Raw genomic sequence first — 22,497 nt, forward strand, 5'->3', positions numbered from 1 at the left:
ACCCCGCCCGGGATGGACCGACCCCACCTGGCCAAGGGCGTGGTGCGCTACGTCGGCGAGCCGGTCGTGGCGGTCGTCGCCGAAACCCTGGGCCAGGCCCAGGACGCGGCGGAGATGGTCTCGATCGACTACGACCCGCTCGAGCCGGTGATCGACCTCGACGAGGCGCTGGCCGACGAGAAGCTGGTGTTCCCGGAAGCCGGCACCAACGTCATCGGCACCGCCGGTGAACTCGACGACTCGCTGTTCGCCAACTGCGAGGTAGTCGTCAGCAAGCAGGTCCTCAACCAGCGCGTCGCCGCGGCCTCGCTGGAAGGCCGGTCGGCGGCCTGCGCGTGGGAGGGCGAGAAGGTCACCTTCTGGCTTTCCAACCAGAACGCGCAGTCCTGCCGCGACGAGCTGATGGCCAACCTCGGCCTGCCGCAGGAGAAGCTGCGGGTGATCACGCCCGACGTCGGTGGCGGTTTCGGCGCCAAGATCGGCTCCGAGCAGGAGGCCGCGCTGCTGTCGCTGGTGTCCAAGCAGGTCGGCAAGCCGGTCAAGTGGGTGGAGACCCGCAGCGAGAACCTGGTGGCGATGACCCACGGCCGCGCGCAGCGGCACGTGGTCACCATCGGCGGACGTCGCGACGGAACTGTCCAGGCATACCGGCTGGAGATCGTGCAGGACGTGGGCGCCTACCCGCGGTTGGGCGCGTTCCTGCCGGTGTTCACGCAGATGATGGCCAGCGGCGTCTACGACATCCCGAAGGTCGAGTCGCGGGCTCAGACGGTGGTCACCAACACCACGCCGATCGGCGCCTACCGCGGTGCCGGACGCCCGGAGGCCACCGCCGCGATCGAGCGCGCGATCGACCTGTTCGCCGCCGAGATCGGTGCCGACCCGGCCGACGTGCGACGCGCGAACCTGGTGAAGCCGGAGCAGTTCCCGTACCAGACGCCGGGCGGGATGCTCTACGACTCCGGCGAGTACGTCGCGGGCCTCGACTCGGTGCTCGACGCCGCCGACTACGCCTCGCTGCGCGAGGAGCAGGCCAAGCGGCGCGCGGACGGTGCCACCAAGCAGCTGGGCATCGGCCTGGCCAGCTACGTGGAGATCACCGCGCCGAACAACACCGAGGGCGAGACCGGGCACGTCGAAATCCGCCCGGACGGCAGCGCTCTGGTGCTCACCGGCAGTTCCGCCCACGGCCAGGGCCACTGGACGACGTTCGCGATGCTGGTGTCCGAGCAGCTGGGCATCGACCTGGAGAAGATCGAGGTCGTGCACGGCGACACCGACCTGATCCCCAAGGGCGTTGGGACGATGGGCTCGCGATCCCTCCAGCTGGGCGGCACCGCCGTGCACCGCGCCGCCGTCGACGTCAAGGACAAGGCCCGCAAGCTGGCCGCCGAGATGATCGAGAGCGACGAGGCCGACATCGAGCTCACCGACGGCAAGTGGCAGGTGCGCGGCGCCCCCAACGTCACGGTGTCGTGGGCCGAACTGGCGCAGAAGGCCGAGGACGGCCTGGCCGCCGACGTGCACTTCGTGGAGGACCGGCCGACGTTCCCGTTCGGCAGCCACCTCGCGGTGGTCGAGGTCGACGTGGAGACCGGCAAGGTCGACTACTTGCGGCACATCACGGTCGACGACGCGGGCGTGATCGTCAACCCGGTCCTCACCGAGGGCCAGCGGCACGGCGGCATCGCGCAGGGCGCGGCGCAGGCGCTGCTGGAGGAGGTCTCCTACGACTCCGACGGGAACCCGCAGAACGCCAGCTTCGCCGACTACGCGATCATCACCGCCGCCGAGCTGCCGAGCTTCGAGCTGCTGACGATGGAAACACCCACCACGCTGAACCCGCTGGGCGTTAAGGGGATCGGCGAGGCCGGGACGATCGGCGCCACCCCCGCGGTGCAGAACGCGGTGGTGGACGCCCTGTCCCACCTGGGGGTTCGGCACATCGACATGCCGACCACGCCCGAACGGGTGTGGCAGTCCATCAACCAGGCATAGACAACCCGCTGATCTTGTTCAGGTAGTGCACCTGAGAAGCGTTGAGGAGTTCCTTCGTGCAAGTTTCGATCAACGTCAACGGCGAGCAGCGGAGCCACGAGGTCGAGGACCGCACCCTGCTCGTCCAGTACCTGCGCGACGACTGCGAGCTGACCGGCACCAACGTCGGCTGCGACACCACGTCCTGCGGCGCGTGCACGGTGCTGCTCGACGGCGAGTCGGTCAAGTCCTGCACCGTGCTCGCCGCGCAGGCCGAGGGCAGTGAGGTCACCACCATCGAGGGCCTGTCGGACGGCGAGCGGCTGCACCCGATGCAGCGCGCGTTCCAGGCCAACCACGGCCTGCAGTGCGGTTACTGCACGCCCGGCATGGTGATGGCCTCGGTGTCGCTGGTGGAGGAGAACCCTGACCCGACCGAGGCCGAGGTGCGGTCGGGTCTGGAGGGCAACCTCTGCCGCTGCACCGGATACCACAACATCGTTCAAGCCGTGCTCGACGCGGCCAAGGAGAAGCAGGGGGCCGCGGAATGATTCCTGCCGCCTTCACCTACAAGCGCGCCACCACGGTCGACGAGGCGCTGAACTTGCTCACCGAGCACGGCGACGACGCGAAGCTGCTGGCCGGCGGGCATTCGCTGCTGCCGCTGATGAAGCTGCGACTGGCGGTGCCCGAGGTCGTCATCGACGTCGGCGGCCTGCGCGATCTGTCCTACATCCGCGAGGAGGGTTCGCACATCCGCATCGGTGCGCTGACCAGGCACCACGACATCGAGCACTCGGATCTGCTCAAGCGCGAGGCCCCGCTGCTGGCCCACGCCGCGGGCACCATCGGCGACCCGCAGGTCCGCCACCGCGGCACCATCGGCGGTTCACTGGTCCACGGCGACCCGGCCTCGGACCTGCCGGCCGTCGCGCTGGCGCTGGACGCGGTCCTGGTCGCCCAGGGCCCGTCGGGCACCCGCGAGATCGCGATCACGGACTTCTTCACCGACTTCTTCGAGACCTCGCTCGGCGAGGACGAGCTGCTGGTGGAGATCCGGATCGAGAAGAACGCCGTGCAGGGCTGGGACTTCCAGAAGTTCACCAAGCGCGCCATCGACTGGGCGGTCGTCGGCGTGGCCGTCGCGGGCAACCGCGTCGCCCTGGTCAACATGGGCCCCACCCCGATGCGCGCGGCAGGCGTCGAGGAAGCACTGGCCTCGGGCGCCAACCCCGCCGAAGCAGCGGAACGCGCAGCCGAGAACACCTCTCCACCGGACCAGCCCACGGCCAGCGCGGACTACCGCCGCCACCTGGCCAAGGTCCTCGTACGAAGAGCCCTCGAAGCCTCCGCCAACCGAGCCGGCTGACGAGTACCCGAAGGCGCCTCCGACACCACCGGAGGCGCCCTTCGGCGTCTGCCACGCCGCGCGGCGCGAGTTCCGCGAAGCCACGCCAACGACTTGGCTGCTCGTGATCGCGCTGATCGCCGCTCTGGGCGCCGGCCTGCTCACATGACCCCTACCAACTGCGGGAACTCGGCTCCGGACCCGGAAGCGGATTACCGTGGGGCTGTGGGCGGCCGGGTCCAGATCGGAACGTCCGGGTGGGTGTACGGGCCTTGGCGGGGGCCGTTCTACCCGGAGGGGTTGCGGCGCGGGGAGGAACTGGGGTTCCTGGCCGCGCGGATGAGCAGCGTGGAGCTCAACGGGTCGTTCTACTCGTTGCAGCGGGCCGAGAGCTACCGGCGGTGGGCCGCGCAGACTCCCGACGACTTCGTGTTCTCGGTGAAGGGCAGCCGGTACATCACCCACATGAAGCGGCTGCGCGGGGTCGAGACCGCGTTGGCCAACTTCCTGGCCTCGGGTGTTCTGGCGCTGGGAGGCAAGCTCGGCCCGCTGCTGTGGCAGCTACCCCCGTCGCTGCGCTTCGAGTCGGACAGGTTGGTCGAGTTCTTCTCGCTGCTCCCGCGCAGCACCTCGCAGGCTGCGGAGCTGGCCGCGCGGCACGACGAGCGGTTGGATGGCCGAGCGCTCACCGAGACCGACGCGGACCGGCCGATGCGCCACGCATTGGAGGTCCGGCACTCCAGCTTCGCCACCGCCGAATTCGTCGAACTGCTGCGGGAGCACGACATCGGCTTGGTCGTGGCCGATGCGGCCGGCAGCTGGCCGCATCTGGAAGACATCACCAGCGACTTCGCCTACCTGCGCTTCCACGGCGCCGAAGAGCTCTACGCCAGCGGCTACGGCGACGACGACCTCGCCCGCTGGGCGCGGTTGATCGACGCCTGGCGCCGGGGCGACTCGCCCACCACCGACCACACCATCGCCGCCCCCGCCCCGGTGGCCGAAACTCGCGACGTCTACGCCTATTTCGACAACGACATCAAGGCCCACGCCCCGCACGACGCCATCACCCTCGCCGGTCTCCTCTGACGCCACCTCCCACCGACACCCCTCGGCCCCGCCGGTGGTGACCGGATGGGTCAGGGCGTCCAGTGGACGACCGTTGCGTCGTCGTGGGGTTTCGCCCTTGGGGGCGGAGTGCCGGTGGTTTCGGCTTGGCGGACCTGGTTGAGCAAGGTCGACGGGCCTCCGGCGTCGAGGAGGTCGAGGAGGCCTGGCCAATCGGTGAGGGCGAAGTGGTCGACGTGGCGGGAGGCACCGTCGGTGAGGAGGGCTGCCCTGCGGAACGGGGGTGTCGTGCCGGTGACGGCGTGGTGGGCGGCTTCGGGAACCGTTGAGGCGACCCAGAACCCGTCCGCGGAGTTGCGGAGTTCGGCCACCGCTTCGCGGGTGTAGCTGGGAAGGCGGTCGATCCGCTTGTCGACGATCGGGCGTACTTCCCCGTCGACTTCGAGGACAAGCGGGCTGTCGGCCAGGACCAGGTGCTCGGCCTGGTCGCGGAGGCGCAGCAGCGTCACCGTGGAGGACGGGCTGTTGGGGTTGTTCAGGTCGCAGGTGTCGGCGTGGGCTCCGCGGAGGCGGTCGATCGCCTCGGCCAGGACGTCGGGAAGTGCCTCGTCGCTGGTCGTGAGCCGTTCCGCGAGCACCCCGCCGAGACGCCGGACGAGCCAGACCACGTCGTGCACGCATCCGCTGTCCAGGCCCGCCGGTGCGGTGGCGCCGTCGAGGACGAACGCCCAGTCGGGGCCGATCGCGAAGTGGTCCTCGTTGCAGTGGCCCGGGGCCGCGATGGTCGCTGCCGTCGCGGGCATCTACTCGCCGAGCTGCGGTAGCCGGTGCAGCGCCCCGACCAGCGGAGCGAGCTCGGGGACCTGTTCGGCCTCCGCGAGCGCCTTCTCCAGCGTCTCGTCGTGGGTGGGCCTGGCCTTCTCCAGCAGCCGGCGACCGTCGTCGGTGAGCTCGGTGTAGATGCCGCGCCGGTCGTCGCGGCACAGCACCCGGGTCAGCAGCATCCGGTCCTCGAGCCTGCTGACCAAGCGCGTCGTGGCGCTGCCGCTGAGTGCCGTGGCGCGGCCGAGCTGCTGCATCCGCATGTGCCAGCCGTCCTGCCTGCTCAGCGCGTCGAGCACGGTGTACTCGACCACTGACAGGCTGTGGTCGGCCTGCAGCGCCTTCTCGAGCGCGGTCTCGATCCTGCCGTGCAGGGCTGCGAGCGTGCGCCAGCCGCGCGCCCGGATCTCCACCGCATCGTCGGCGATCCCCACTGCACACCTCCCTCGCCGGTGACGTCCGCCTCTTCCCACTGTAGCCGTTTGCGCCGTTATAGCGCGCGTGCAACTATTTATGCCGCGTGTGCAACTACTTGCGTACGCTATCTACACACCAACGCACTTAAGGAGCGTACGGGGATGCCCGTTGCACTCGTGGCCCTCGCACTCGGCGGGTTCGGCATCGGCCTGACCGAGTTCGTCATCATGGGCCTGCTCCCGGAGGTGGCAGGCGACTTCGACGTCAGCATCCCGGTCGCCGGCTACCTGATCTCCGGTTACGCGCTGGCCGTGGCGGTCGGGGCGATCTTCCCGACCGCCGCCGTCACCAGGCTTCCGCGCAAGCGAGTCCTGGTCTCGCTGATGTTCCTGTTCATCGCGGGCAACCTGCTCTCGGCCCTCGCCCCGGTCTACGAGCTGATGCTGGCCGGCCGGGTGCTCGCCGCGCTGACCCACGGCACGTTCTTCGGCATCGGCTCGGTGGTCGCCGCCGCGCTGGTCCCGCCGAACCGCAAGGCCGGCGCCGTGGCGATCATGTTCACGGGCCTGACCACCGCGAACGTCCTGGGCGTCCCGCTGGGCACGTTCCTGGGGCAGGCGCTGGGATGGCGCTCGACGTTCTGGGCGATCGCCGCGATCGGCGTGGTCGCACTGATCGGCATCCAGCTGCTGGTGCCGGGCGCGAAGGTCGACGCCGACGTGGCTCCGACCCGGCTGCGGGCCGAGCTCACCGCGCTGCGCCACCCGCAGGTGTGGTGGACCGTGGCGATCACGATCCTGGCCTTCGGCGGCATGTTCGGCGCCTTCACCTACATCGCGCCGCTGGTCACCGAGGTTTCCGGGTTCGCGTCGGGCACCGTGCCGTGGCTGATGCTCGTGTTCGGCGTGGGCCTGTTCGCGGGCAACCTGTTCGGCGCGCGGATGGCCGACCGCAACCTCGACGCGACGATGCTGGTGCTCCTGGTCGGCCTGACCGTTGTGATGGCGGCCTTCTGGCTCCTCGCCGGGTTCAAGGTGATCACCGTGGTGGCGGTCCTGCTGATGGGCGGATTCGGTTTCGGCACCGTGCCGCCGCTGCAGACCCGGGTGATGACCTACGGGGGCGACGCACCGACGATGGCCTCGGCCATCAACATCGCGGCGTTCAACGTGGGCAACGCGCTCGGCGCGTGGCTCGGTGGCCTGACCATCGCGGCCGGGCTCGGCTTCACCTCACCGCTGTGGGTGGGCGCCGCGCTGGCCGCCGTCAGCGTCGTCCTGATGGCCACCGCGGCGGTGACCAAACCGGAGGGGCACGCGGCCACGGAGGTTCCGACCCCGGTCGGCTGATCCGCGACGGTGGCGCCGCGTCACCGCGGCGCCACCGGTTGCCGGATCAGTAGTCGTCTTCGGGGAAGAACATCTCCTCGAGGTGGTCGGCCGTCTCGGCGACGAAGTTCAGCGGGTCGACGAACTCGTTGATGTCGAGGTGGAGCAGCGGGACGGCGTGCCGGAGCACGACGTGCTCGCCGATGACCACCGCACCGCAGACCACCGAGGTCTGCCCCAGCTCGTCGAGGAGCTTGTGCAGGTCGACCTGGTCGGCGCGGCCGATCACCGAGACCACCTGGACCCAGTCCTCGGCGTCGTCGAGCCGCTCGCGGGCGACGATGACGATCTGACTGCGGTCGTCCTCGTACTCGACGAGCACCCGGATCTCCTCCTCGCTGGACTCGATGATCCGGAACTCGGGCTCCTCCTCCACCTCCTCGTCGCCATCGTCCTCCGGAGCCGGCTGGTACTCCGTGCGGATGAACGTGCTCAGGTCTTCCCAGGTCGCCACATGACCCTCCCAGCAACGGCGCGCATGTCGCGGCGAAGTGTAGGGGATCTCCACCCGCATCAGGGCGGTTTCACAGTCGGTGATCCGAACGGGGCCGACCGGCCCTGCGACGACGATGACCTGCGGCTACCCAATCCCTCCGTGGGCTCACCGGTGCGTGTTCCTACCGGGGATCGGGAGTCGCTGCCGAGGAGGGACGACGAATCCGGAGGGTGTGCGGAACGCGGTCGTGCTGGCCGGCGGAGGCGCGATGAACTTCGGCGGCCCGCTGTCGCGACATCGGTCGCCTCTGGCCCGGTGGAAACCCCGTTCTCCCACCCGCAGGAGACACCGGAACGCATCGAGTTCCACAAGTCCTCGGCGCTGCGCGGCTGGCTGACGATCCGATCATCCGGCACCTGGTCACCGAGGGCTGGTGGTTCACCGGCAGACGCTGGTCCCCAACGGTGGTCGCACCACTCGCCGGCCACGGTGGATCTTGTGAAAGTTTCGACGCCACAAGGGTTCACGTCCGTTCGGCCCATCATCCCGCACTGCGAACGGATGATTGACCTGATGTTCACACCTCCCGTACCGTCCCGAACAATGTCCGACTGGTCGAACATCGTTCGCGACAACGACGGAGATGGGAACCATGGCACTGGCAGCGGACGACCTCAGGTTGTCGATGAACTGGATGGACACGCTCATCCTGGTCATCTACTTCGCCGTGGTCCTCGGCATCGCGCTGGCCGCGCGCCGCAGCGTCAGCAACAGCCTTGACTTCTTCCTGGCAGGCCGAGCGCTGCCTGCGTGGGTCACGGGCTTGGCGTTCGTCTCGGCAAACCTCGGAGCCACCGAGATCTTGGGCATGGCCGCCAACGGCGCGCAGTACGGCGCCTACACGGTGCACTGGTACTGGATCGGCGCGATCCCGGCCATGGTGTTCCTCGGCCTGGTGATGATGCCCTTCTACTACAACTCGAAGGTCCGCAGCGTTCCCGAGTTCCTGCTGCTGCGGTTCAGCCGCTCGTCGCACCTGCTCAGCGCTGTCATCTTCGCGGTCGCCTCGGTGCTGATCGCCGGGGTGAACCTCTACGCGCTGGCGATCGTGCTCAAGGCGCTGCTGGGCTGGCCGCTGCCGATCTCGATCCTGCTCGCCGGGATCTTCGTGCTCGCCTACATCGTCATCGGCGGTTTGTCCTCGGCGATCTACAACGAGGTGCTGCAGTTCTTCGTGATCGTCGCCGCGCTGATCCCGCTGACCGTGCTCGGCCTGGTCCGGGTCGGCGGCATCGACGGGCTGATCGAGAAGGCCACCGCGCAGCAGGGCGACATGTTCCTGTCCACCTGGGCCGGAACCGGTTTCGGCGAGACCAACCCGCTGGGCACCAACTGGCTGACCATCACCCTCGGCCTCGGTTTCGCGATCTCCTTCGGCTACTGGACAACGAACTTCGCCGAGGTGCAGCGATCCCTGTCGGCCAAGAACCTCTCGGCCGCGCGCCGGACCCCGCTGATCGCGGCGTTCCCGAAGATCTTCATCCCGCTGATCGTGGTGCTGCCGGGCATCATCGCGCTGATCATCGAGCCGACGATCGGCAAGACCGGTGGTTACGACTACAACGACGCGATCCCGATCCTGATGCGCGACCTGCTGCCCAACGGCGTGCTCGGTCTCGCGGTCACGGGGCTGATGGCCTCGTTCATGGCGGGCATGGCGGCCAACGTGTCGAGCTTCAACACGGTGTTCACCACCGACATCTGGCGCGCTTACATCAAGCCGCACATGCCCGACGGGCACTACCTGAAGGTGGGCCGGGCGATCACGGCGATCGGCGTGGTCATCGGCATGGGAACGGCGTTCCTGGCGGCGTCGTTCAGCAACATCATGAATTACATGCAGACGTTGTTCGCCTTCTTCAACGTCCCGCTGTTCGCGACGTTCATCCTGGCCCTGTTCTGGAAGCGGATGACCGCCAAGGCCGGTTTCTGGGGCCTGCTGCTGGGAACCGCGGCGCCGATCGCGTTCTACTTCTCCTACCAGGCCGGCATCGTGGAGATGGGCTCCGACCAGGACGCGAACATGACCGCATCGATGATCGCCTTCGCGGTCGACCTGCTGGTCAGCGTCCCGATCGCGCTGGCGACCAAGCCGAAGCCCGCCGCCGAGCTCGAAGGGCTGGTCTACAGCCGAGCCTCCGCTCGGGACAAGGGAGTGGCGGCCGCCGGTGACGACGCGTGGTACCGCAAGCCGGCCGTTCTCGGCTGGAGCGCGCTGATCCTGTCCGCCCTCTGCTACATCCCGTTCACCCTCTAGGAGCCCGCGATGGACGAAAACCCGCGCGAAGAAACCGAGATCGCCCACCACGCAGCCGAGATCGACGACCTGGAGCGCAAGTCCGGCACGGCGTCGCAGCTGTTCGACGTCCGAACGGTGATCGGCGGCCTGTTCCTCGTCTACGGCCTGCTCATCGGTGCCGCCGGGATCTCCCCCGACGCCGCCGAGCTCGACAAGGCGCAGGGCATCAACATCAACTTGTGGACGGGGTTGTCGATGCTGGTCGTCGGCGCGCTGTTCATCCTCTGGCTGCGGTTGCGACCGCTGCGGGCACCGTCCAGGGATTGACGTCCTCACCGGCCTGAGGTCCGGTGATACCACCTGGCGGCGCGGGGATCCGCGTTCGCCAGGTGCCTCGGCGGGCTCCTGCTTGTTGACATCCCGATCGCAGCCCGGTGATCTGCTGGACCTCCCGCGGGGTCAGCTCGGGGTGGCTCGGCGTGAAGGCGTCGAGGACCTCGGCCCTCTTGCCGGGACCAGCGGCGGCGCTGCGTCGCACCGCCCGGATCGCGGTCCTGCGGCATGTCGCGAACATGCGGCAGACGTGGCCGCTCGTTCGGGAAGACCGGGCGCGCGGTTGGTGCTTTCGGTTGATCTCGGTTTCCCGGCGGTCGATCACCGGGTACCGCAACGGGCGAAGGAAGGAGACGTCGATGACATCCTTGGTGACGTTCCTGTTCGCCGGAATCCTCCTGGTCGCCGTGGACGGGCATCTGCTGCGCCGCAGCGGGACCGCCTACCTCCGCGAGCTCGGGGACAACGCGGGCCCGCTGAACCAGCTGGTGACCGTCGTGTTTCACCTGGCGGCGCTCGGCCTGGTCGCGCTCATCGCGATCCTGCCGATGGATCTGGGAGGTGAGCCCAAGACCGTGGTCGGCCGGATCGGCGTGCTGCTGCTGGTGCTGGCCGGGGCGCACGCGCTGACCATCTGGAGCTTCGGCCGCATCCGGGCTCGTCACGAGTCCGAAGTGCTCACGGCCGAGATCGCCCGGCGGAGCTGAACCGGGTCAGGCCGGGTCGCCGCGCTCGCCGAACCAGTGCGCGAGCCGGCCCCGGCGGCTGACCGCGCGGAGCCGGTTCTCGGTGGCCTGGCGCTGGGCGACCGTGGTGACGATGAACAGCTCGTCACCGGTCTCGATGCCGGTCTCCGGGCTGGGCACGAAGGTGTGCCGGTCCCGGATGACCAGGGTGACGACGCCGGGCTCCGGCAACCGGAGTTCGCGGACCGTGACCGCGTGCATGGCCGAATCCGGCGGCACCGACATCGACAGCAGTTCCGCGTCGAGGACGTCCAGCGGGGCAGCCTCGACCAGGACCTCCCGCGTCGTCTCGCGCGGCAGGATTCGCAGCCACCGGGCCAACGGCCTCAGGCTCGGCCCCTGCACGACGGTGAAGACCATGACCAGCACGAACACGATGTCCAGCAGTCGCTGGCTGTTCGGGACGCCCTGCACGACCGGGAAGGTGGCGAGCACGATCGGCACCGCGCCGCGCAGGCCCGCCCAGGACAGGAACACCTGCTCCCGCAACGGCACCCGGAACCAGGTCAGCGACAGCACCACCGAGAGCGGTCGCGCGAGCAGCAGCAGCACCAGCCCGACGACCAACCCCGGGATGATCTCCACCGCCAGGTCGGTGGGCTTGACCAGCAGGCCGAGCAGCACGAACAGCCCGATCTGGGCCAGCCAGGCCAGCCCTTCGGCGAACGACCGGGTCGCCGAGCGGTGCGGGAGTCCGCTGTTGGCCAGCACCACCCCGCACAGGTAGGCGGCGATGAAACCGCTGGCGTGCACCGCACCGGACGCGGCGAAGGCGACGAATCCGAGCCCGAACGACGCCAGCGGGTACAGCCCGGACGCGGGCAGGGCGATGCGCGGCAGCACCACGGCGCCCAGGAAACCGACGCCGAGCCCGAGCAGCGCTCCGACCCCCAGCTCGAACCCCAGGCTCACCACGACGTGTCCCGACGAGAACGCCAGCGGTGTCACGCTGAACAGCAGCACCAGGATCACCGTGGGCGCGTCGTTGAAACCCGACTCGGCCTCCAGCAACCCCGCCACGCGCCGGGGCAGCGGCAGCACACGCAGCACCGAGAACACCGCCGCCGAGTCCGTCGAGGACACGATCGCGCCGAGCAGCAGCGCCAGCTGCCAGTCGAAGCCCAGCAGGAAGTGCGCCCCCGCGGCGGTCACGGCGAGGCTGACGCCGATGCCGACGGTGGCGAGGATTCCGGCGGGCGCCACGAGTTTTCGCACGTCCGACCACTTCGTGGTCAGACCGCCTTCGACGAGGATCACCGCCAGCGCCGTCGTGCCCAGGTTGCGGGCCAGCTCGGCGTCGTCGAACTCGATGCCGATCCCGTCCTCGCCGAGCAGCACGCCCAGCGCCAGGAACAGCAGGAGGCTGGGCAGTCCCGCCCCGCGCGCGACGCGGGTTCCCACGACACCCGCCAGCAGCACCAACGCACCAGCGAGCAGCACCCAGTACAGCTGCTCCAGCGACATGTGACCCCCGCTACACGATCAGCCAGTGATACTAGCCAATCGCTTCACCGGACACCGGCAACGGGCTCTCGAACCACCCACTGCCCCCGAAAGCGAGCAAGCCGTGAGCGACCTCTCTGGCGCGGTGATACCAGGGCACGTTATTTTACTCGTCAGTAGGTAATGCCCGGCCGAAGCCGGCCGATTGGAGACGCACCGTGTCAAACGCCCATCGGGGACAGGCTGGCGGCGCTCGGAAGCGCGACGCCATGGGCCTCGGCCTCGCCGCCCTGACCAAGATCGCCAGCGCGCCGATCATCGACAGGTTCGGGCTGCGCAAGCAGTTCGAAGTCCTGGTGCAGTCGGGCACCAGAACCGGCTTCAAGGCCGCCGGCGCCGCGACCAGGTCCTTCAAGAAGATCCAGGGCCACAACAAGCCCGCGCGCCTGGCCCCCGCCCCAGCCAAGGACCTCTTCGACCTCGAACCTGACGAAGAGCAGTCGCTCATCGCCGAGACGGTCCGGGAGTTCGCCGCCGAGCAGCTGCGGCCCGCCGCCGTGGACGCCGACGCCAAGCTCGCACCGCCGGTCGACCTGCTGCAGCGCTCCGCCGAACTGGGACTCAGCGCGGTGGGCATCCCCGATTCCCTCGGCGGCATCGGCACCGAACGCTCCGCGGTCACCAACGTGCTGGTCACCGAGGCCCTCGCGCACGGCGACATGGGTCTGGCCGTCGCGGTGCTCGCCCCCTCGGCCGTCTCGACCGCGCTCACGCTGTGGGGCGACGAGGACCAGCAGGCCACCTACCTGCCCGCCTTCGCCGGTGAGAACGTGCCCGCCGCCGCGCTGGCGCTGCAGGAGCGCGTCGCTCTCGGCGACCCGCTCAAGCCGAGCACCACCGCCAAGCGCACCCCGAAGGGCTACCAGCTCAACGGCGTGAAGTCGCTCGTACCGCGCGCCGCGCAGGCCGAGCTGTTCATCGTCTCGGCGAACCTCGACGGGAACCCCGCGCTGTTCCTGGTGGAGTCCTCCACCTCCGGGCTGTCCATCGAGGCCGAACCCGCCATGGGCCTGCGCTCGGCGGCGACCGGCAAGCTGCACCTCGACCAGGTCGACGTCCCGGTGACCGCGCTGCTCGGCGAGGGCAAGCTCGACGTGCTCACCGACCTCGTCCGGCTCTCCCGGCTGGCCTGGGCCGCGCTCGCAGCGGGCACCGGCAAGGCCGTGCTCGACTACGTCATCCCCTACGTCAACGAGCGCACCGCGTTCGGCGAGCCGATCAGCCACCGCCAGGCCGTGGCCTTCAGCGTCGCCGACATCGGCATCGAGCTGGAGAGCGTCCGGCTGACCACGCTGCGCGCCGCCGCGCGCGCGGAGCAGGGCAAGCCGTTCGCCCGCGAAGCCGCCCTGGCCCGGAAGCTGGCCACCGACAAGGGAATGCTCATCGGCAACGCGGGTGTGCAGCTGCTCGGCGGCCACGGCTACACCAAGGAACACCCCGTGGAGCGCTGGTACCGCGACCTGCGGGCCATCGGCGTGATGGAAGGCGCGGTCCTCGTCTGAGGACCTTCGAGACGCGAAGGACTCCAATCCCATGATCAATCTTGAGGTCCCGAAGAAGGCGACCGCGCTGGTCAACCAGGCGTACCAGGCCGCTTCCGAGGTGTTCCGCCCGATCTCGCGCAAGTACGACCGCGCCGAGCACGAGTACCCCAAGGAGCTCGACACCCTCGCCGCCCTGCTGGACGGGCTGAACTCCTCCGGTGAAGGCGGCGCGGGCGCGGCCGGCGTGCGCAAGAGCGGCGACGACGCCGCGAAGGGCAACCGCAACGGCGCCAACCTGAACCTCGTGCTGGGCACCATGGAGATGTGCTGGGGCGACGTGGCGATGCTGCTGGCCATGCCGCGCCAGGGCCTGGGCAACGCGGCGATCGCCTCGGTCGCCAACGAGGAGCAGGCCAAGCGCTTCGCGCAGGTGTGGGCGGCGATGGCCATCACCGAGCCGCACACCGGCTCGGACTCGGCCAACATCACCACCACCGCCGAGCTCGACGGCGACGAGTACGTCCTCAACGGCGAGAAGATCTTCGTCACCGCCGGTGGACGCGCCGACACCGTGGTCGTGTGGGCGACGCTGGACAAGTCCCTCGGCCGCGCGGCGATCAAGTCGTTCGTGGTGGAGAAGACACGTCCGGGCATCGAGGTGGAGCGCCTGGAGCACAAGCTCGGCATCAAGGCCTCCGACACCGCCGTCATCCGGCTGGACAACTGCCGGGTGCCGAAGGAGAACCTGCTCGGTTCCCCGGAGATCGACACGAAATCCGGGTTCGCCGGGGTCATGCAGACCTTCGACAACACCCGCCCGCTGGTCGCCGCGATGGCCATCGGCGTGGCCCGGGCCGCGCTGGAGGAAACCGCGAAGGTCCTCGCCGAGGCGGGCGTGACGGTCGACTACGACCGCCCGGCCAACTCCCAGCACGCCGCCGCCGCGGCGTACCTGCAGCTGGAGGCCGACTACGAGGCCGCGTACCTGCTGACGCTGCAGGCAGCGTGGATGGCCGACAACCGCAAGCCGAACTCGCTGCAGGCGTCGATGGCCAAGGCCAAGGCCGGCCGCTCGGTCGTCGACATCACCCTGCGCTGCGTCGAGCTCTGCGGCACCGTCGGCTACACCGAGGAGTCGCTCTTGGAGAAGTGGGCCCGCGACTCGAAGATCCTCGACATCTTCGAGGGCACCCAGCAGATCCAGCAGCTCATCGTCGCCCGCCGCCTCCTCGGCAAATCAAGCGCCGAACTGAAGTAACCACCCCCGCAACCCGGTCCTCAGAACCCGGGGGCGGTGTGGGACGGACCAACGGCAGTCCTCGGTGCCCGGATTGCGGCCGCTTTCAGGTCCCTGATCGCGGTCGCAATCGGGTCACCCGCGGGGGTCCGGACGGGTCGCGGGATTGGAAGTAGCGACTGGACCTTCGTCGGGTTGGCCCTCGGCGGGTTCTCCGAGGGTGTTGCCGACGAGGCTGTACAGGGTTTCGGCCAGGTGGGTGAGACCTGGTTCTCCCGTCGGGTAGTGACCGCAGTTCTCCAGCATCACCACCGTGGTCGGGCCCTTGACGCGGTTGAGGAAGCGGAAGCTGAGCTCCGGCGGGGTCCAGTCGTCGGCCGCTGGGTGGGCGAGGACGAGTGGGATCGAGTCGAAGTTCTCCGGCGGCGTGTGGCGGTAGCGGACGAAGCTGGTGAGCAGGCCGATCGGAGTTCTGGCCCCGCCGCCTCGCGGGTCGGCCGCGCACAGCGCGGAGAGCTGCGGGTCGCGGCTGATCTTGCGCTCGTCGGCGAGCCACCGCATCGGCACCCGCACACCACCGGCGAGCCGTTCCAGCACGGCGAGACCGGCCGGTGGGATCGAACCGAGCGGACCGCGGGCGGCCCGACGCCGGACCTCGGCATCGGCCGGGTCGAGCAGGCAGGTCGCGACCACCGCCGACACCTGCCCGGTGCGGGCGGCGACCTCGTAGGCCAGCATCCCGCCCATGCTCGCGCCGAACAGCACCAGCGGCCGGTCGTCGCGCCGCCGCTCGGCGAGGACGAGCTCGCACAGCAGCTCCACCCAGTCGCCGTAGCGGATCCGGTGCGGAAGCGCCACGGCGGTGTTGCCGTAGGGCGGCAGGTCGGCGAGCAGCAGGTCAGCCATGCCCGCGATCGGCGCGCACACCGGCCACAGCGCCCCCGAATGACCGGCCGCGCCGTGGATGACCATCACCCGCGCGGACGCCTCCGGTGCCGCGGCCCGCGCGATGTGCACGCGACCGTTCCGCCAGTGCCACCAGGTCGACGTCGGCTCAACCTCGGAGGCACGCCGCCGGTAGGAGTCAGGCAGGAAGCGGGCGTAGCTCTCGCTGTCCACCTTCCCAGAGTGAGCGCGAAGCGCCCCGAAGACAACTCACCCCCGCCGGGGTCCCGAACGACGCGCTTCCGCAACTGCGTTGATGTTGCTGGGCAACAATCCGCAAGAGCGGGTTCAGGACTGCCATGAATGATCGCCTGCGGTTCGCACCAACCCCTGTTCGGCGGACGTGGCGGAACGAGGCGCGCTCTACCGCGTCCGCCGCCTCTGTCAGATCCGCCTGCTCAACGTCGCTCCGCGGGAGCAACCAACCACGACGTGAAGTCGTCGCGAGCGGCCACTAACCCGAGAACACCCCTCTTCCGCTGGGCGAGCACCGCGAGGTGCCGCGCGAACGTCACCGAGGAGCTCTGGAACGACCAGCAGGTGGGCCGGATCGAACAGCTCCCGTTCCACGACGAGATCGTCAAGTCCATCGTGGACACCACTCCAGGTCATCCTCGACGTGCTCAACGACGAGCGCACCGACCGCTCCTCCATCGAGGTCGTCCGCGAGCCCCGCGACCAGATCCGCCGCTCGGTCCCACTCGGTCTCCACGAGTCCGAACCCGAGCCGCCCGAGGAACCCAGCTCTCGCAGAGCTCAACGCCAGCAGGAATGAGCGTTGGACCAGCTGGCTCCACCGACCAAGACTGGTGGCATGCGCAGTGGTCGTGAGTACCTCGGAGACGTCAACCCCTCGCCGGTTCCCGACGTGACGCGGCTGCTGCGCGTCGTCGGCGCGCACGCGTTCGCGTTGGCGGGCCTCGCCGCGTTCATCGGCTGGGTCGCGCTCGCGATGTGCCTGGCCCTGGCCGGTTTCGGGTTGGTGCTCGCTCCGATCCGCTGGTGAGCCGCTCGCTGGTGAGGTGGTCCAGCAACGCCCGCGCGGCGGGGTTCGACAGCTCGGGGCCGCGCCCGGCGAGGTAGAGGGTGCGCTCGAAGTCGACCTTCTCGATCCGCGCGAAGGGCAGACCCGCGCGCTCGGCCACCGATCGGGGAACGATGGTCACGCCCAGTCCCGCCGTCACCAGGTCGAGCAGCAACGGCAGGTGCGTGGCCTCGCAGACCGGGTTGTGCCGCACGCCCGCATCGGCGAACCGATTGCCGACCAGCGTCCGGATCGAGCTTCCGGCGAAGTCCACGAACGGCTCGTCGGCCAGTTCGTCGAGCCGGACGCGCTGCCGGTTCGCGAGCCGGTGCCCGGGGTAGGTGACCAGGACGAGCCGCTGCTTCCAGCGCACGTAGCAGGTCAGGTCCTTCGGCGGGGTCCCGTTGGTGGCCAGGTAGGCGAGGTCGAGCTCGCCCGCGTCGATGGCCGCGAGCAGGTCGGGGGCCTTGCCGTCTCGCACGTGGATCCGGATTCCCGGGTGACGCTTCTGGAAGATCCCCAGCTCGCCGGGCAGGTCCACCACCGACAGCGCCTGGATGGTGCCGATGGACACGCGGCCCCGGTCCATCCCGGAGACCGCTGCGACCTCACCGCGCGCCGCCGCGACGTCGTCGACCAGCCGGTTCGCGACCGGCAGCAGCGCCCGCCCGGCCTCGGTCAGCACCACCCGCCGCGTGGTCCGCTCGAACAGCGCCGCGCCGAGCTCGTCCTCCAGCCTGCGGACCGAAGCGCTCAACGCCGACTGCACGATGTGCACCTGCTGCGCGGCCGCGGTGAAGCTCCCGCACCGGGCCACCGCCAGGAAGTGCTCGACCTGCCTCAACTCCACCCAGCGACGGTATCGCTGAATGGGCGCCGAATCAGCGACCGGACTGGTGTGGGCAGTACCGGAGGTCCGTTCCGGGAGGTCGAGCTCGCGACAGCCGCGCCGACAGCGACGAGCTGCGCAGCATCGGAGGTCCTGATGCTGCTCGCGCTGCGGTATGACTGGCGGCCGAGATCCCCGCGGTGGCCCGCCACCCGAACCGCCAGACCACGAAACAGCCCTAACCCAGGTCTTCGAGGAAGTCTGGTGGGGAGTGGCGGTCGAGGGCGCGGAACAGGACGGCGTGCTCGGTGCCGAGCAGTCTCCCGTTCGCGGCGAGGATCTTCGGGATGAAGTCCGCCGGGGCGGGATGCTCCGGGATCGCGGCCAGGTAGGCGCCGTGGGCTTCCAGCGAGGCGACGCCGAGCTGCATCGGCCTCCCGGTGACGTCCACGCCGTGCGTCGCGTCCAGCTCCCCGGCCATCCCCGGGAGGAGGAACCACCGCGCGCTCCACGTGTCGAGGCCGTCGTCATCGATCTGCTCGGGGAAGATCCACCGGTTGCCCGCGTCGGTGATCGCGTCGATGGTCGCCAGGCCCGCGACGCGGTGGTCCGACTGGTTGAAACCCATCGGTGTCTCGACCTCGTACGGCATGCCGACCACGGCATCCGGCTTGAAGCGGCGGATCTCGCGGCAGATGTCGTGGCGGAGGTCCAGACCGTGGACCAGCACGCCGTCGGGGTGCTGGAGCACGGTGAGGTGTTCGACGCCGACCGTCCCGCAGGCCGCCCGCTGCTCGGCCAACCGCAGCTCCGCGGTTTCCTCCGGCGGGTTGGGCATGCCCGCTTCGCCGTGCGTGAGCAGCAGGTATCCGACGTCGATGCCCTGTTCGCTCCAGCGCGCGACAGCTGCGGAGGTGCCGTACTCCATGTCGTCCGGGTGTGCGACGACGCAGAGCACGCGCCGGAAGGTCTCATCGGGCAGAGCGGGCAACAACTCGGTCATCACGACGAGCCCCCTCGGTTGGACGTGCCCCCGATTCTGCACCCGTCCCGACCGGTCCGCCGCAGGCCGCGATGCCCTCGAACAGCAGTTTTCGCCGCCTGCGGTCCGGTAATCTTCGCCGTGTGCGGTGGTTTCTGACGCAGGACCCGGTGAGCCCGTTGGAGACGACCTCCTGGCTCGGCAGCATCGGCTCGTTCGTGCTGGCCATCCCGGCCACGCTGCTGTCGATCTGGGCGTTCCGGCTCAGCTGGGAGCAGCAGCGCGAGCAGGAGCGGCAGGCGCGCGAAGCATCGCGGGCCATGCAGGTGGTCGTCGACGAGCTGCGGGCCATCGCCTCGACGATGGAATCCGTCAACCTCCACCGCGACACCGGCCCCAGCCGATCCGGCGCCGTCGTGATCAGCGAGCACGAGAACACCGATCCGTGCTCCGCGCCGGTGCCGGCCACTGAAGACGAGGCCAACTTCGGCGGGGCTCCCGCGTCACCGCCCGCGTTCGGGTACGACGGGGGCTCCGCGCCATCGGCCGCTCCCTCGCAATCGGGAATGGGACAGGAGGCCTCGCCGGGCGCTCTGAACTCGATCGCCAACCGGCTCGCCCGGGTGGACTCGCGTGCCGAGACGAACTCCCTCCGGTCGATGAACCGCCAGCGCAGGACGAACGTCTTCGCCGTGGTCTCGGCCGCCGTCGCCCTGAGCGCCTTCGGTGTCGGCCTGCTCAACGCGTTCCCGTGGTGATCCTCAGTGGACCCCGACGATCACGGAGGCGCTGGCGGCGGGGCTCGACGCGGCGAGGGCCGCTGCGGTCCGGGTGACCGCCGTGAGCACGGCCGATTCGCCCCAGCTGCCGTGCTCGACCTCTCCTCCACGACGAGCATCGCCGGAGCGGGCAACCGCCACTGCACCCTGAGTGGGGCGATTCTCGTCGAAGCACGTGGCCTGGAACGACGCGGCGGTCGCTGATCACCGACTTCGGCCGGATCCCGGGCCGAAGATCGAACGCGCTCAAGCTTCCGCTCCTGCTGCGCGACACGCTCTGCTCCGCCCCACCCGGCCAGGAGGGCGAGTTCGTCCAGCACCGCCGCCCAGCTGCGCACGGCCAGCGCCCGCTACCCGACCGACCGCTCCCTGAGCGAGCTGATCAACGAACTCGCCACCGCAGCGGGACTTCGCCGCCGCCTGGCCACGGCCGCACCGAACACCCCGCAGCCCAAGCCCTCACCCCGCGCTGAGTTCCGGGGCACGTCGCCGAGTGGCGTTCCGATCAACGTCCGATGTGCCCGGACATATTCGGCAGAACCGCCGTGCTCACGCGACGGGGCCACGAGCGCGCGCTGGTGGCCCCGTTGATGCGGACCGGTCAGGGCTGATCCGGCAGGGTGTGGCAGTTGTTGATCGCCGCACCTCCGGAGAGGCGTTCGGTGAGCCACGAGATCGCGTTGCTCTGGTCGGCCAGCAACGGGGTGATGTGGTTGGTCAGCAGGCCCTTGCCGAGGTCCGGGATTTGCACGGGTTGGTAGGTGACCTCGCCACCTTCGGCGCACCAGTCCAGGGCGAGCTGCCGCGCCTGGTCGTGCGGCACGATGTCGTCCTGCACGCCGGTGGCGACGCGGACGGCCGTGGCCGGCTTCCGGGTGCCGATGAGCTGGTCGTCGAGGACGTCCTGCACGGCCGGCTCGGCGTCGACGACCTCACCGAGGGCCTGGCCGGTCGTGGTCCACTCAGAGCTGCGGCGGAAGGCGAAGCGCGCGATGCCGTCCCCGATGCACGACGTGGACAGGGTTTCCAGCGCGGCCTTGCCGTCCTCGTTGAGGTACTCGTCGGCGACGGGCTGAAGCTCGGGGTGGGCCTGGATGAACCCGTTGAGCGACCAGCCGAGCGCACCGACGAGTGCGCTGCCGTCGATGCCTTCGACGACTTCGGTGAGGTTCGCGGGCGGGGCCCCGACGTAGGCACCGGCGAGCGCGACGTCCGGGGCGTAGTCGGGCTGCAGCTCGGTGGCGGAGGCCGTGGCGCCGCCACCCTGGCTGTAGCCGTAGAGGGCGACGCGCGAGTCGGGGGTGACCGAGGTGTCGGGCAGCTGACGGGCCGCGCGCACGGCGTCGAGCACCGCGTGCCCGCCGTCGACGCGGTTCACGTAGGTGTGCAGCCGGTCGGTGGTGCCCAGGCCCACGTAGTCGGTGACGACCACGGCCGCGCCTTCGGCCAGCAGCCGGTAGATCGCGATGTCCTCGTAGCCGACCGACACCGCCTCGCCGTTGAAGTTGATCGGACGTTCCAGGCCCATCGAGGCCGCGCAGGAGTCGCCCTGGCCCATGGTCCCGGGCGCGACGACCACCAGCGGACGCGGACCCTCACCGCGCCACGGCGCCGAAGGTTCGATGTAGGCGCCGGTCACCGCCGCGGGCTGGCCGTTGGAGTCGGTGGTCTTGTACATCAGGCGGGTCGCCGTGCCCGGCATCTGCTTCCCGCCGATGCTGGGCAGGCTCAGCGCGAGCGGCAGCTCCTCGGTGCGCACCAGGGCGCCGTCGGCCGCGGGCAGTTCGGCGGGCGGGTCGTAGAACCCGGCGCTGACCATGCCGGGTGTGCTGGGCGCGTCGTCGGCGATCGCGGGCACGGCTTGCGAGCCGGCGATGACCAGTGACAACGCGGTGGCTGTGACCAGCCTTCGCGCCACGGCGGGCGGGTGGTGGGCGGATCGGGGCATGCGGTCGCTCCCTGCGTCATCGGATGGTGCGAACTGCGCAAGTCGATCGGGTCCGCGGCCGGTCACCGCGCCCGTGCGCGTCGTCGACCGAGTCGACTCCTGGGGTGAACAACGACGCAGCACCCGGATAGTTGCGTCGCACAACGACGCTCGTGTTCTTGGCGAGAACTGGCCAGTCGGCCGGCGCTCAGCGGAAGGCCGCGCTGTTGACGGGGAAGTCGAAGTACTCGTCCGGGAAGGGCTCCTCGGGCAGGTTGAAGTGCCACCACTCCCCCGCGTAGCCCTTCAGCCCGACGGCGGTGAGCGCGTCGTGCAGCTCCTGCCGGTTGGCGCGAGCCTCGCCGGTCACGCGCGGGTCGTCGGTGTGCGCCATGTCGTCGAAGCAGTCGAAGCCGGTGCCCATGTCGACGCCGTTGTCCGGGAACCGCTGCCCCACCGGCGCCGTGCACGAGACCAGCGGCTCGCCGGGCACGTAGGCGCGCTGGGCGGGGACGGGCAGCCGCACCAGGGTCAGGTCGACTGAGCTGCCCCGGCTGTGCCCGGAGTTCTCGGCGATGTAGCCGGCCGAGTACAGCTGCGACTTGTCCAGCCCCGGGTAGAACTCTTCTTTCATCCGCTGGTCACCGACGTCTTCCGCCCACTCGACGAACCGGGCGTCGGCCTGCTGCGGCCGGTAGCAGTCGTAGACCTTGAGCGTGTAGCCCTGCCCGACGAGCCGCCGTTGAGCCTCGTGCAGGGCCTCGGCCAGCGGACGCGTCAGCACGCACATCGGCTCGTCGTACCCGGGCACGGGGTCGCCGGTGAAGTTGTGCGGCGTTGCGTACCGGACCTCCTCGACGATCGAGGGGTCGACGTCGCGCAACCGCACGAACCCCTCAGGAGCCTGCTCGACCTGCGTCGCGGGCGGGGGCGTCGCGGGCGCGGGCGGAGGC

Annotated in this window: 22 protein-coding genes; 12 read left to right on the forward strand and 10 right to left on the reverse strand. The window is 69.8% G+C overall.

The annotated features are described in order from the left end of the window. From E1161_RS26075 to E1161_RS26090, 4 genes are all read left to right on the forward strand, one after another. The coding region (locus E1161_RS26075; RefSeq protein ID WP_132627389.1) for a xanthine dehydrogenase family protein molybdopterin-binding subunit at positions 1-1,998 on the forward strand (1,998 nt) is incomplete at its 5' end. Between the two features lie 56 nt (positions 1,999-2,054). Further along, positions 2,055-2,528: a (2Fe-2S)-binding protein gene (locus E1161_RS26080; RefSeq protein ID WP_132627390.1), complete on the forward strand. Its 474-nt coding sequence runs from the start codon at positions 2,055-2,057 to the stop codon at positions 2,526-2,528. Beyond that, entirely contained in the window at positions 2,525-3,346 is an 822-nt protein-coding gene (locus tag E1161_RS26085) for an FAD binding domain-containing protein (protein WP_132627391.1), read from the forward strand. Before E1161_RS26080 ends, E1161_RS26085 begins: the two co-directional genes overlap by 4 nt. A gap of 204 nt (positions 3,347-3,550) precedes the next feature. Beyond that, positions 3,551-4,414 (forward strand): DUF72 domain-containing protein, encoded by an 864-nt coding sequence (locus E1161_RS26090; RefSeq protein WP_235875320.1) that lies wholly within the window; start codon positions 3,551-3,553, stop codon positions 4,412-4,414. A gap of 50 nt (positions 4,415-4,464) precedes the next feature. Here E1161_RS26090 and E1161_RS26095 read toward each other — a convergent pair whose 3' ends face one another. Together E1161_RS26095 and E1161_RS26100 are read right to left on the reverse strand one after the other, a co-directional pair. Beyond that, positions 4,465-5,196, reverse strand: coding sequence for a protein phosphatase 2C domain-containing protein (locus E1161_RS26095; protein ID WP_132627393.1), 732 nt, complete (start codon positions 5,194-5,196; stop codon positions 4,465-4,467). Then, on the reverse strand, positions 5,197-5,649 hold the full coding sequence (locus E1161_RS26100) for a MarR family winged helix-turn-helix transcriptional regulator (RefSeq protein WP_132627394.1): 453 nt from the start codon (positions 5,647-5,649) through the stop codon (positions 5,197-5,199). A gap of 144 nt (positions 5,650-5,793) precedes the next feature. Here E1161_RS26100 and E1161_RS26105 point away from each other — a divergent pair, with 144 nt between their 5' ends. Further along, positions 5,794-6,981, forward strand: a complete 1,188-nt coding sequence (locus E1161_RS26105) for an MFS transporter (protein ID WP_132627395.1) — start codon at positions 5,794-5,796, stop codon at positions 6,979-6,981. A gap of 46 nt (positions 6,982-7,027) precedes the next feature. Here the strand turns inward: E1161_RS26105 and E1161_RS26110 are convergent, their stop codons facing one another. Next, positions 7,028-7,474, reverse strand: coding sequence for a hypothetical protein (locus E1161_RS26110; protein WP_132627396.1), 447 nt, complete (start codon positions 7,472-7,474; stop codon positions 7,028-7,030). 634 nt (positions 7,475-8,108) lie between these two features. On the opposite strand from E1161_RS26110, the gene E1161_RS26115 reads away from it, so the two are divergent. From E1161_RS26115 to E1161_RS26125, 3 genes are all read left to right on the forward strand, one after another. Next, positions 8,109-9,773: a sodium:solute symporter family protein gene (locus tag E1161_RS26115; protein ID WP_132627397.1), complete on the forward strand. Its 1,665-nt coding sequence runs from the start codon at positions 8,109-8,111 to the stop codon at positions 9,771-9,773. Positions 9,774-9,782: 9 nt separating this feature from the next. Beyond that, on the forward strand, positions 9,783-10,082 hold the full coding sequence (locus E1161_RS26120; protein WP_132627398.1) for a hypothetical protein: 300 nt from the start codon (positions 9,783-9,785) through the stop codon (positions 10,080-10,082). A 365-nt stretch (positions 10,083-10,447) separates the two neighbouring features. Next, entirely contained in the window at positions 10,448-10,795 is a 348-nt protein-coding gene (locus tag E1161_RS26125) for a hypothetical protein (RefSeq protein ID WP_132627399.1), read from the forward strand. A 6-nt stretch (positions 10,796-10,801) separates the two neighbouring features. Here the strand turns inward: E1161_RS26125 and E1161_RS26130 are convergent, their stop codons facing one another. Beyond that, positions 10,802-12,292 (reverse strand): potassium/proton antiporter, encoded by a 1,491-nt coding sequence (locus E1161_RS26130; protein WP_408012153.1) that lies wholly within the window; start codon positions 12,290-12,292, stop codon positions 10,802-10,804. A 254-nt stretch (positions 12,293-12,546) separates the two neighbouring features. On the opposite strand from E1161_RS26130, the gene E1161_RS26135 reads away from it, so the two are divergent. Both E1161_RS26135 and E1161_RS26140 read left to right on the forward strand, forming a co-directional pair. Then, the gene (locus E1161_RS26135; RefSeq protein ID WP_132627409.1) at positions 12,547-13,839 is read left to right on the forward strand and encodes an acyl-CoA dehydrogenase family protein; all 1,293 of its coding nucleotides are present in this window, start codon (positions 12,547-12,549) and stop codon (positions 13,837-13,839) included. 31 nt (positions 13,840-13,870) lie between these two features. Continuing rightward, positions 13,871-15,079 (forward strand): acyl-CoA dehydrogenase family protein, encoded by a 1,209-nt coding sequence (locus tag E1161_RS26140; RefSeq protein ID WP_132627401.1) that lies wholly within the window; start codon positions 13,871-13,873, stop codon positions 15,077-15,079. 114 nt (positions 15,080-15,193) lie between these two features. On the opposite strand, the gene E1161_RS26145 is transcribed toward E1161_RS26140, so the two are convergent. Continuing rightward, the gene (locus E1161_RS26145; RefSeq protein ID WP_132627402.1) at positions 15,194-16,177 is read right to left on the reverse strand and encodes an alpha/beta hydrolase; all 984 of its coding nucleotides are present in this window, start codon (positions 16,175-16,177) and stop codon (positions 15,194-15,196) included. Positions 16,178-16,817: 640 nt separating this feature from the next. On the opposite strand from E1161_RS26145, the gene E1161_RS26150 reads away from it, so the two are divergent. Next, complete coding sequence (locus E1161_RS26150; RefSeq protein ID WP_132627403.1) at positions 16,818-17,009, forward strand: hypothetical protein; 192 nt, start codon at positions 16,818-16,820, stop codon at positions 17,007-17,009. On the opposite strand, the gene E1161_RS26155 is transcribed toward E1161_RS26150, so the two are convergent. Next, a complete protein-coding gene (locus tag E1161_RS26155) occupies positions 16,933-17,877 on the reverse strand; it encodes a LysR family transcriptional regulator (RefSeq protein WP_132627404.1) in 945 nt (314 codons plus the stop codon). The two genes, E1161_RS26150 and E1161_RS26155, sit on opposite strands and share 77 nt — an antisense overlap. 217 nt (positions 17,878-18,094) lie before the next feature. After that, a complete protein-coding gene (locus tag E1161_RS26160; RefSeq protein WP_132627405.1) occupies positions 18,095-18,859 on the reverse strand; it encodes a PIG-L deacetylase family protein in 765 nt (254 codons plus the stop codon). 122 nt (positions 18,860-18,981) lie between these two features. On the opposite strand from E1161_RS26160, the gene E1161_RS26165 reads away from it, so the two are divergent. Further along, positions 18,982-19,596 (forward strand): hypothetical protein, encoded by a 615-nt coding sequence (locus E1161_RS26165; RefSeq protein ID WP_132627406.1) that lies wholly within the window; start codon positions 18,982-18,984, stop codon positions 19,594-19,596. Positions 19,597-19,599: 3 nt separating this feature from the next. On the opposite strand, the gene E1161_RS27440 is transcribed toward E1161_RS26165, so the two are convergent. The 3 genes from E1161_RS27440 to E1161_RS26175 all read right to left on the reverse strand — a co-directional run. Then, positions 19,600-19,758, reverse strand: coding sequence for a hypothetical protein (locus E1161_RS27440; protein WP_165939950.1), 159 nt, complete (start codon positions 19,756-19,758; stop codon positions 19,600-19,602). A 460-nt stretch (positions 19,759-20,218) separates the two neighbouring features. Next, a complete protein-coding gene (locus E1161_RS26170) occupies positions 20,219-21,565 on the reverse strand; it encodes a lipase family protein (protein ID WP_132627407.1) in 1,347 nt (448 codons plus the stop codon). A gap of 187 nt (positions 21,566-21,752) precedes the next feature. Beyond that, a partial coding sequence (locus E1161_RS26175) for a M15 family metallopeptidase (protein WP_132627408.1) occupies positions 21,753-22,497 on the reverse strand: 745 nt, incomplete at its 5' end.

This window comes from Saccharopolyspora aridisoli (assembly GCF_004348445.1).
GTDB classification, from domain to species: domain Bacteria; phylum Actinomycetota; class Actinomycetes; order Mycobacteriales; family Pseudonocardiaceae; genus Saccharopolyspora; species Saccharopolyspora aridisoli.

Coding starts and splice junctions, on each gene's coding strand:
- E1161_RS26085 (WP_132627391.1), top strand. CDS start 2,525: ATGATTCCTGCCGCCTTCACCTACAAGCGCGCCACCACGGTCGACGAG.
- E1161_RS26095 (WP_132627393.1), bottom strand. CDS start 5,196: ATGCCCGCGACGGCAGCGACCATCGCGGCCCCGGGCCACTGCAACGAG.
- E1161_RS26105 (WP_132627395.1), top strand. CDS start 5,794: ATGCCCGTTGCACTCGTGGCCCTCGCACTCGGCGGGTTCGGCATCGGC.
- E1161_RS26115 (WP_132627397.1), top strand. CDS start 8,109: ATGGCACTGGCAGCGGACGACCTCAGGTTGTCGATGAACTGGATGGAC.
- E1161_RS26120 (WP_132627398.1), top strand. CDS start 9,783: ATGGACGAAAACCCGCGCGAAGAAACCGAGATCGCCCACCACGCAGCC.
- E1161_RS26125 (WP_132627399.1), top strand. CDS start 10,448: ATGACATCCTTGGTGACGTTCCTGTTCGCCGGAATCCTCCTGGTCGCC.
- E1161_RS26135 (WP_132627409.1), top strand. CDS start 12,547: ATGGGCCTCGGCCTCGCCGCCCTGACCAAGATCGCCAGCGCGCCGATC.
- E1161_RS26140 (WP_132627401.1), top strand. CDS start 13,871: ATGATCAATCTTGAGGTCCCGAAGAAGGCGACCGCGCTGGTCAACCAG.
- E1161_RS26150 (WP_132627403.1), top strand. CDS start 16,818: ATGCGCAGTGGTCGTGAGTACCTCGGAGACGTCAACCCCTCGCCGGTT.
- E1161_RS26160 (WP_132627405.1), bottom strand. CDS start 18,859: ATGACCGAGTTGTTGCCCGCTCTGCCCGATGAGACCTTCCGGCGCGTG.
- E1161_RS26170 (WP_132627407.1), bottom strand. CDS start 21,565: ATGCCCCGATCCGCCCACCACCCGCCCGCCGTGGCGCGAAGGCTGGTC.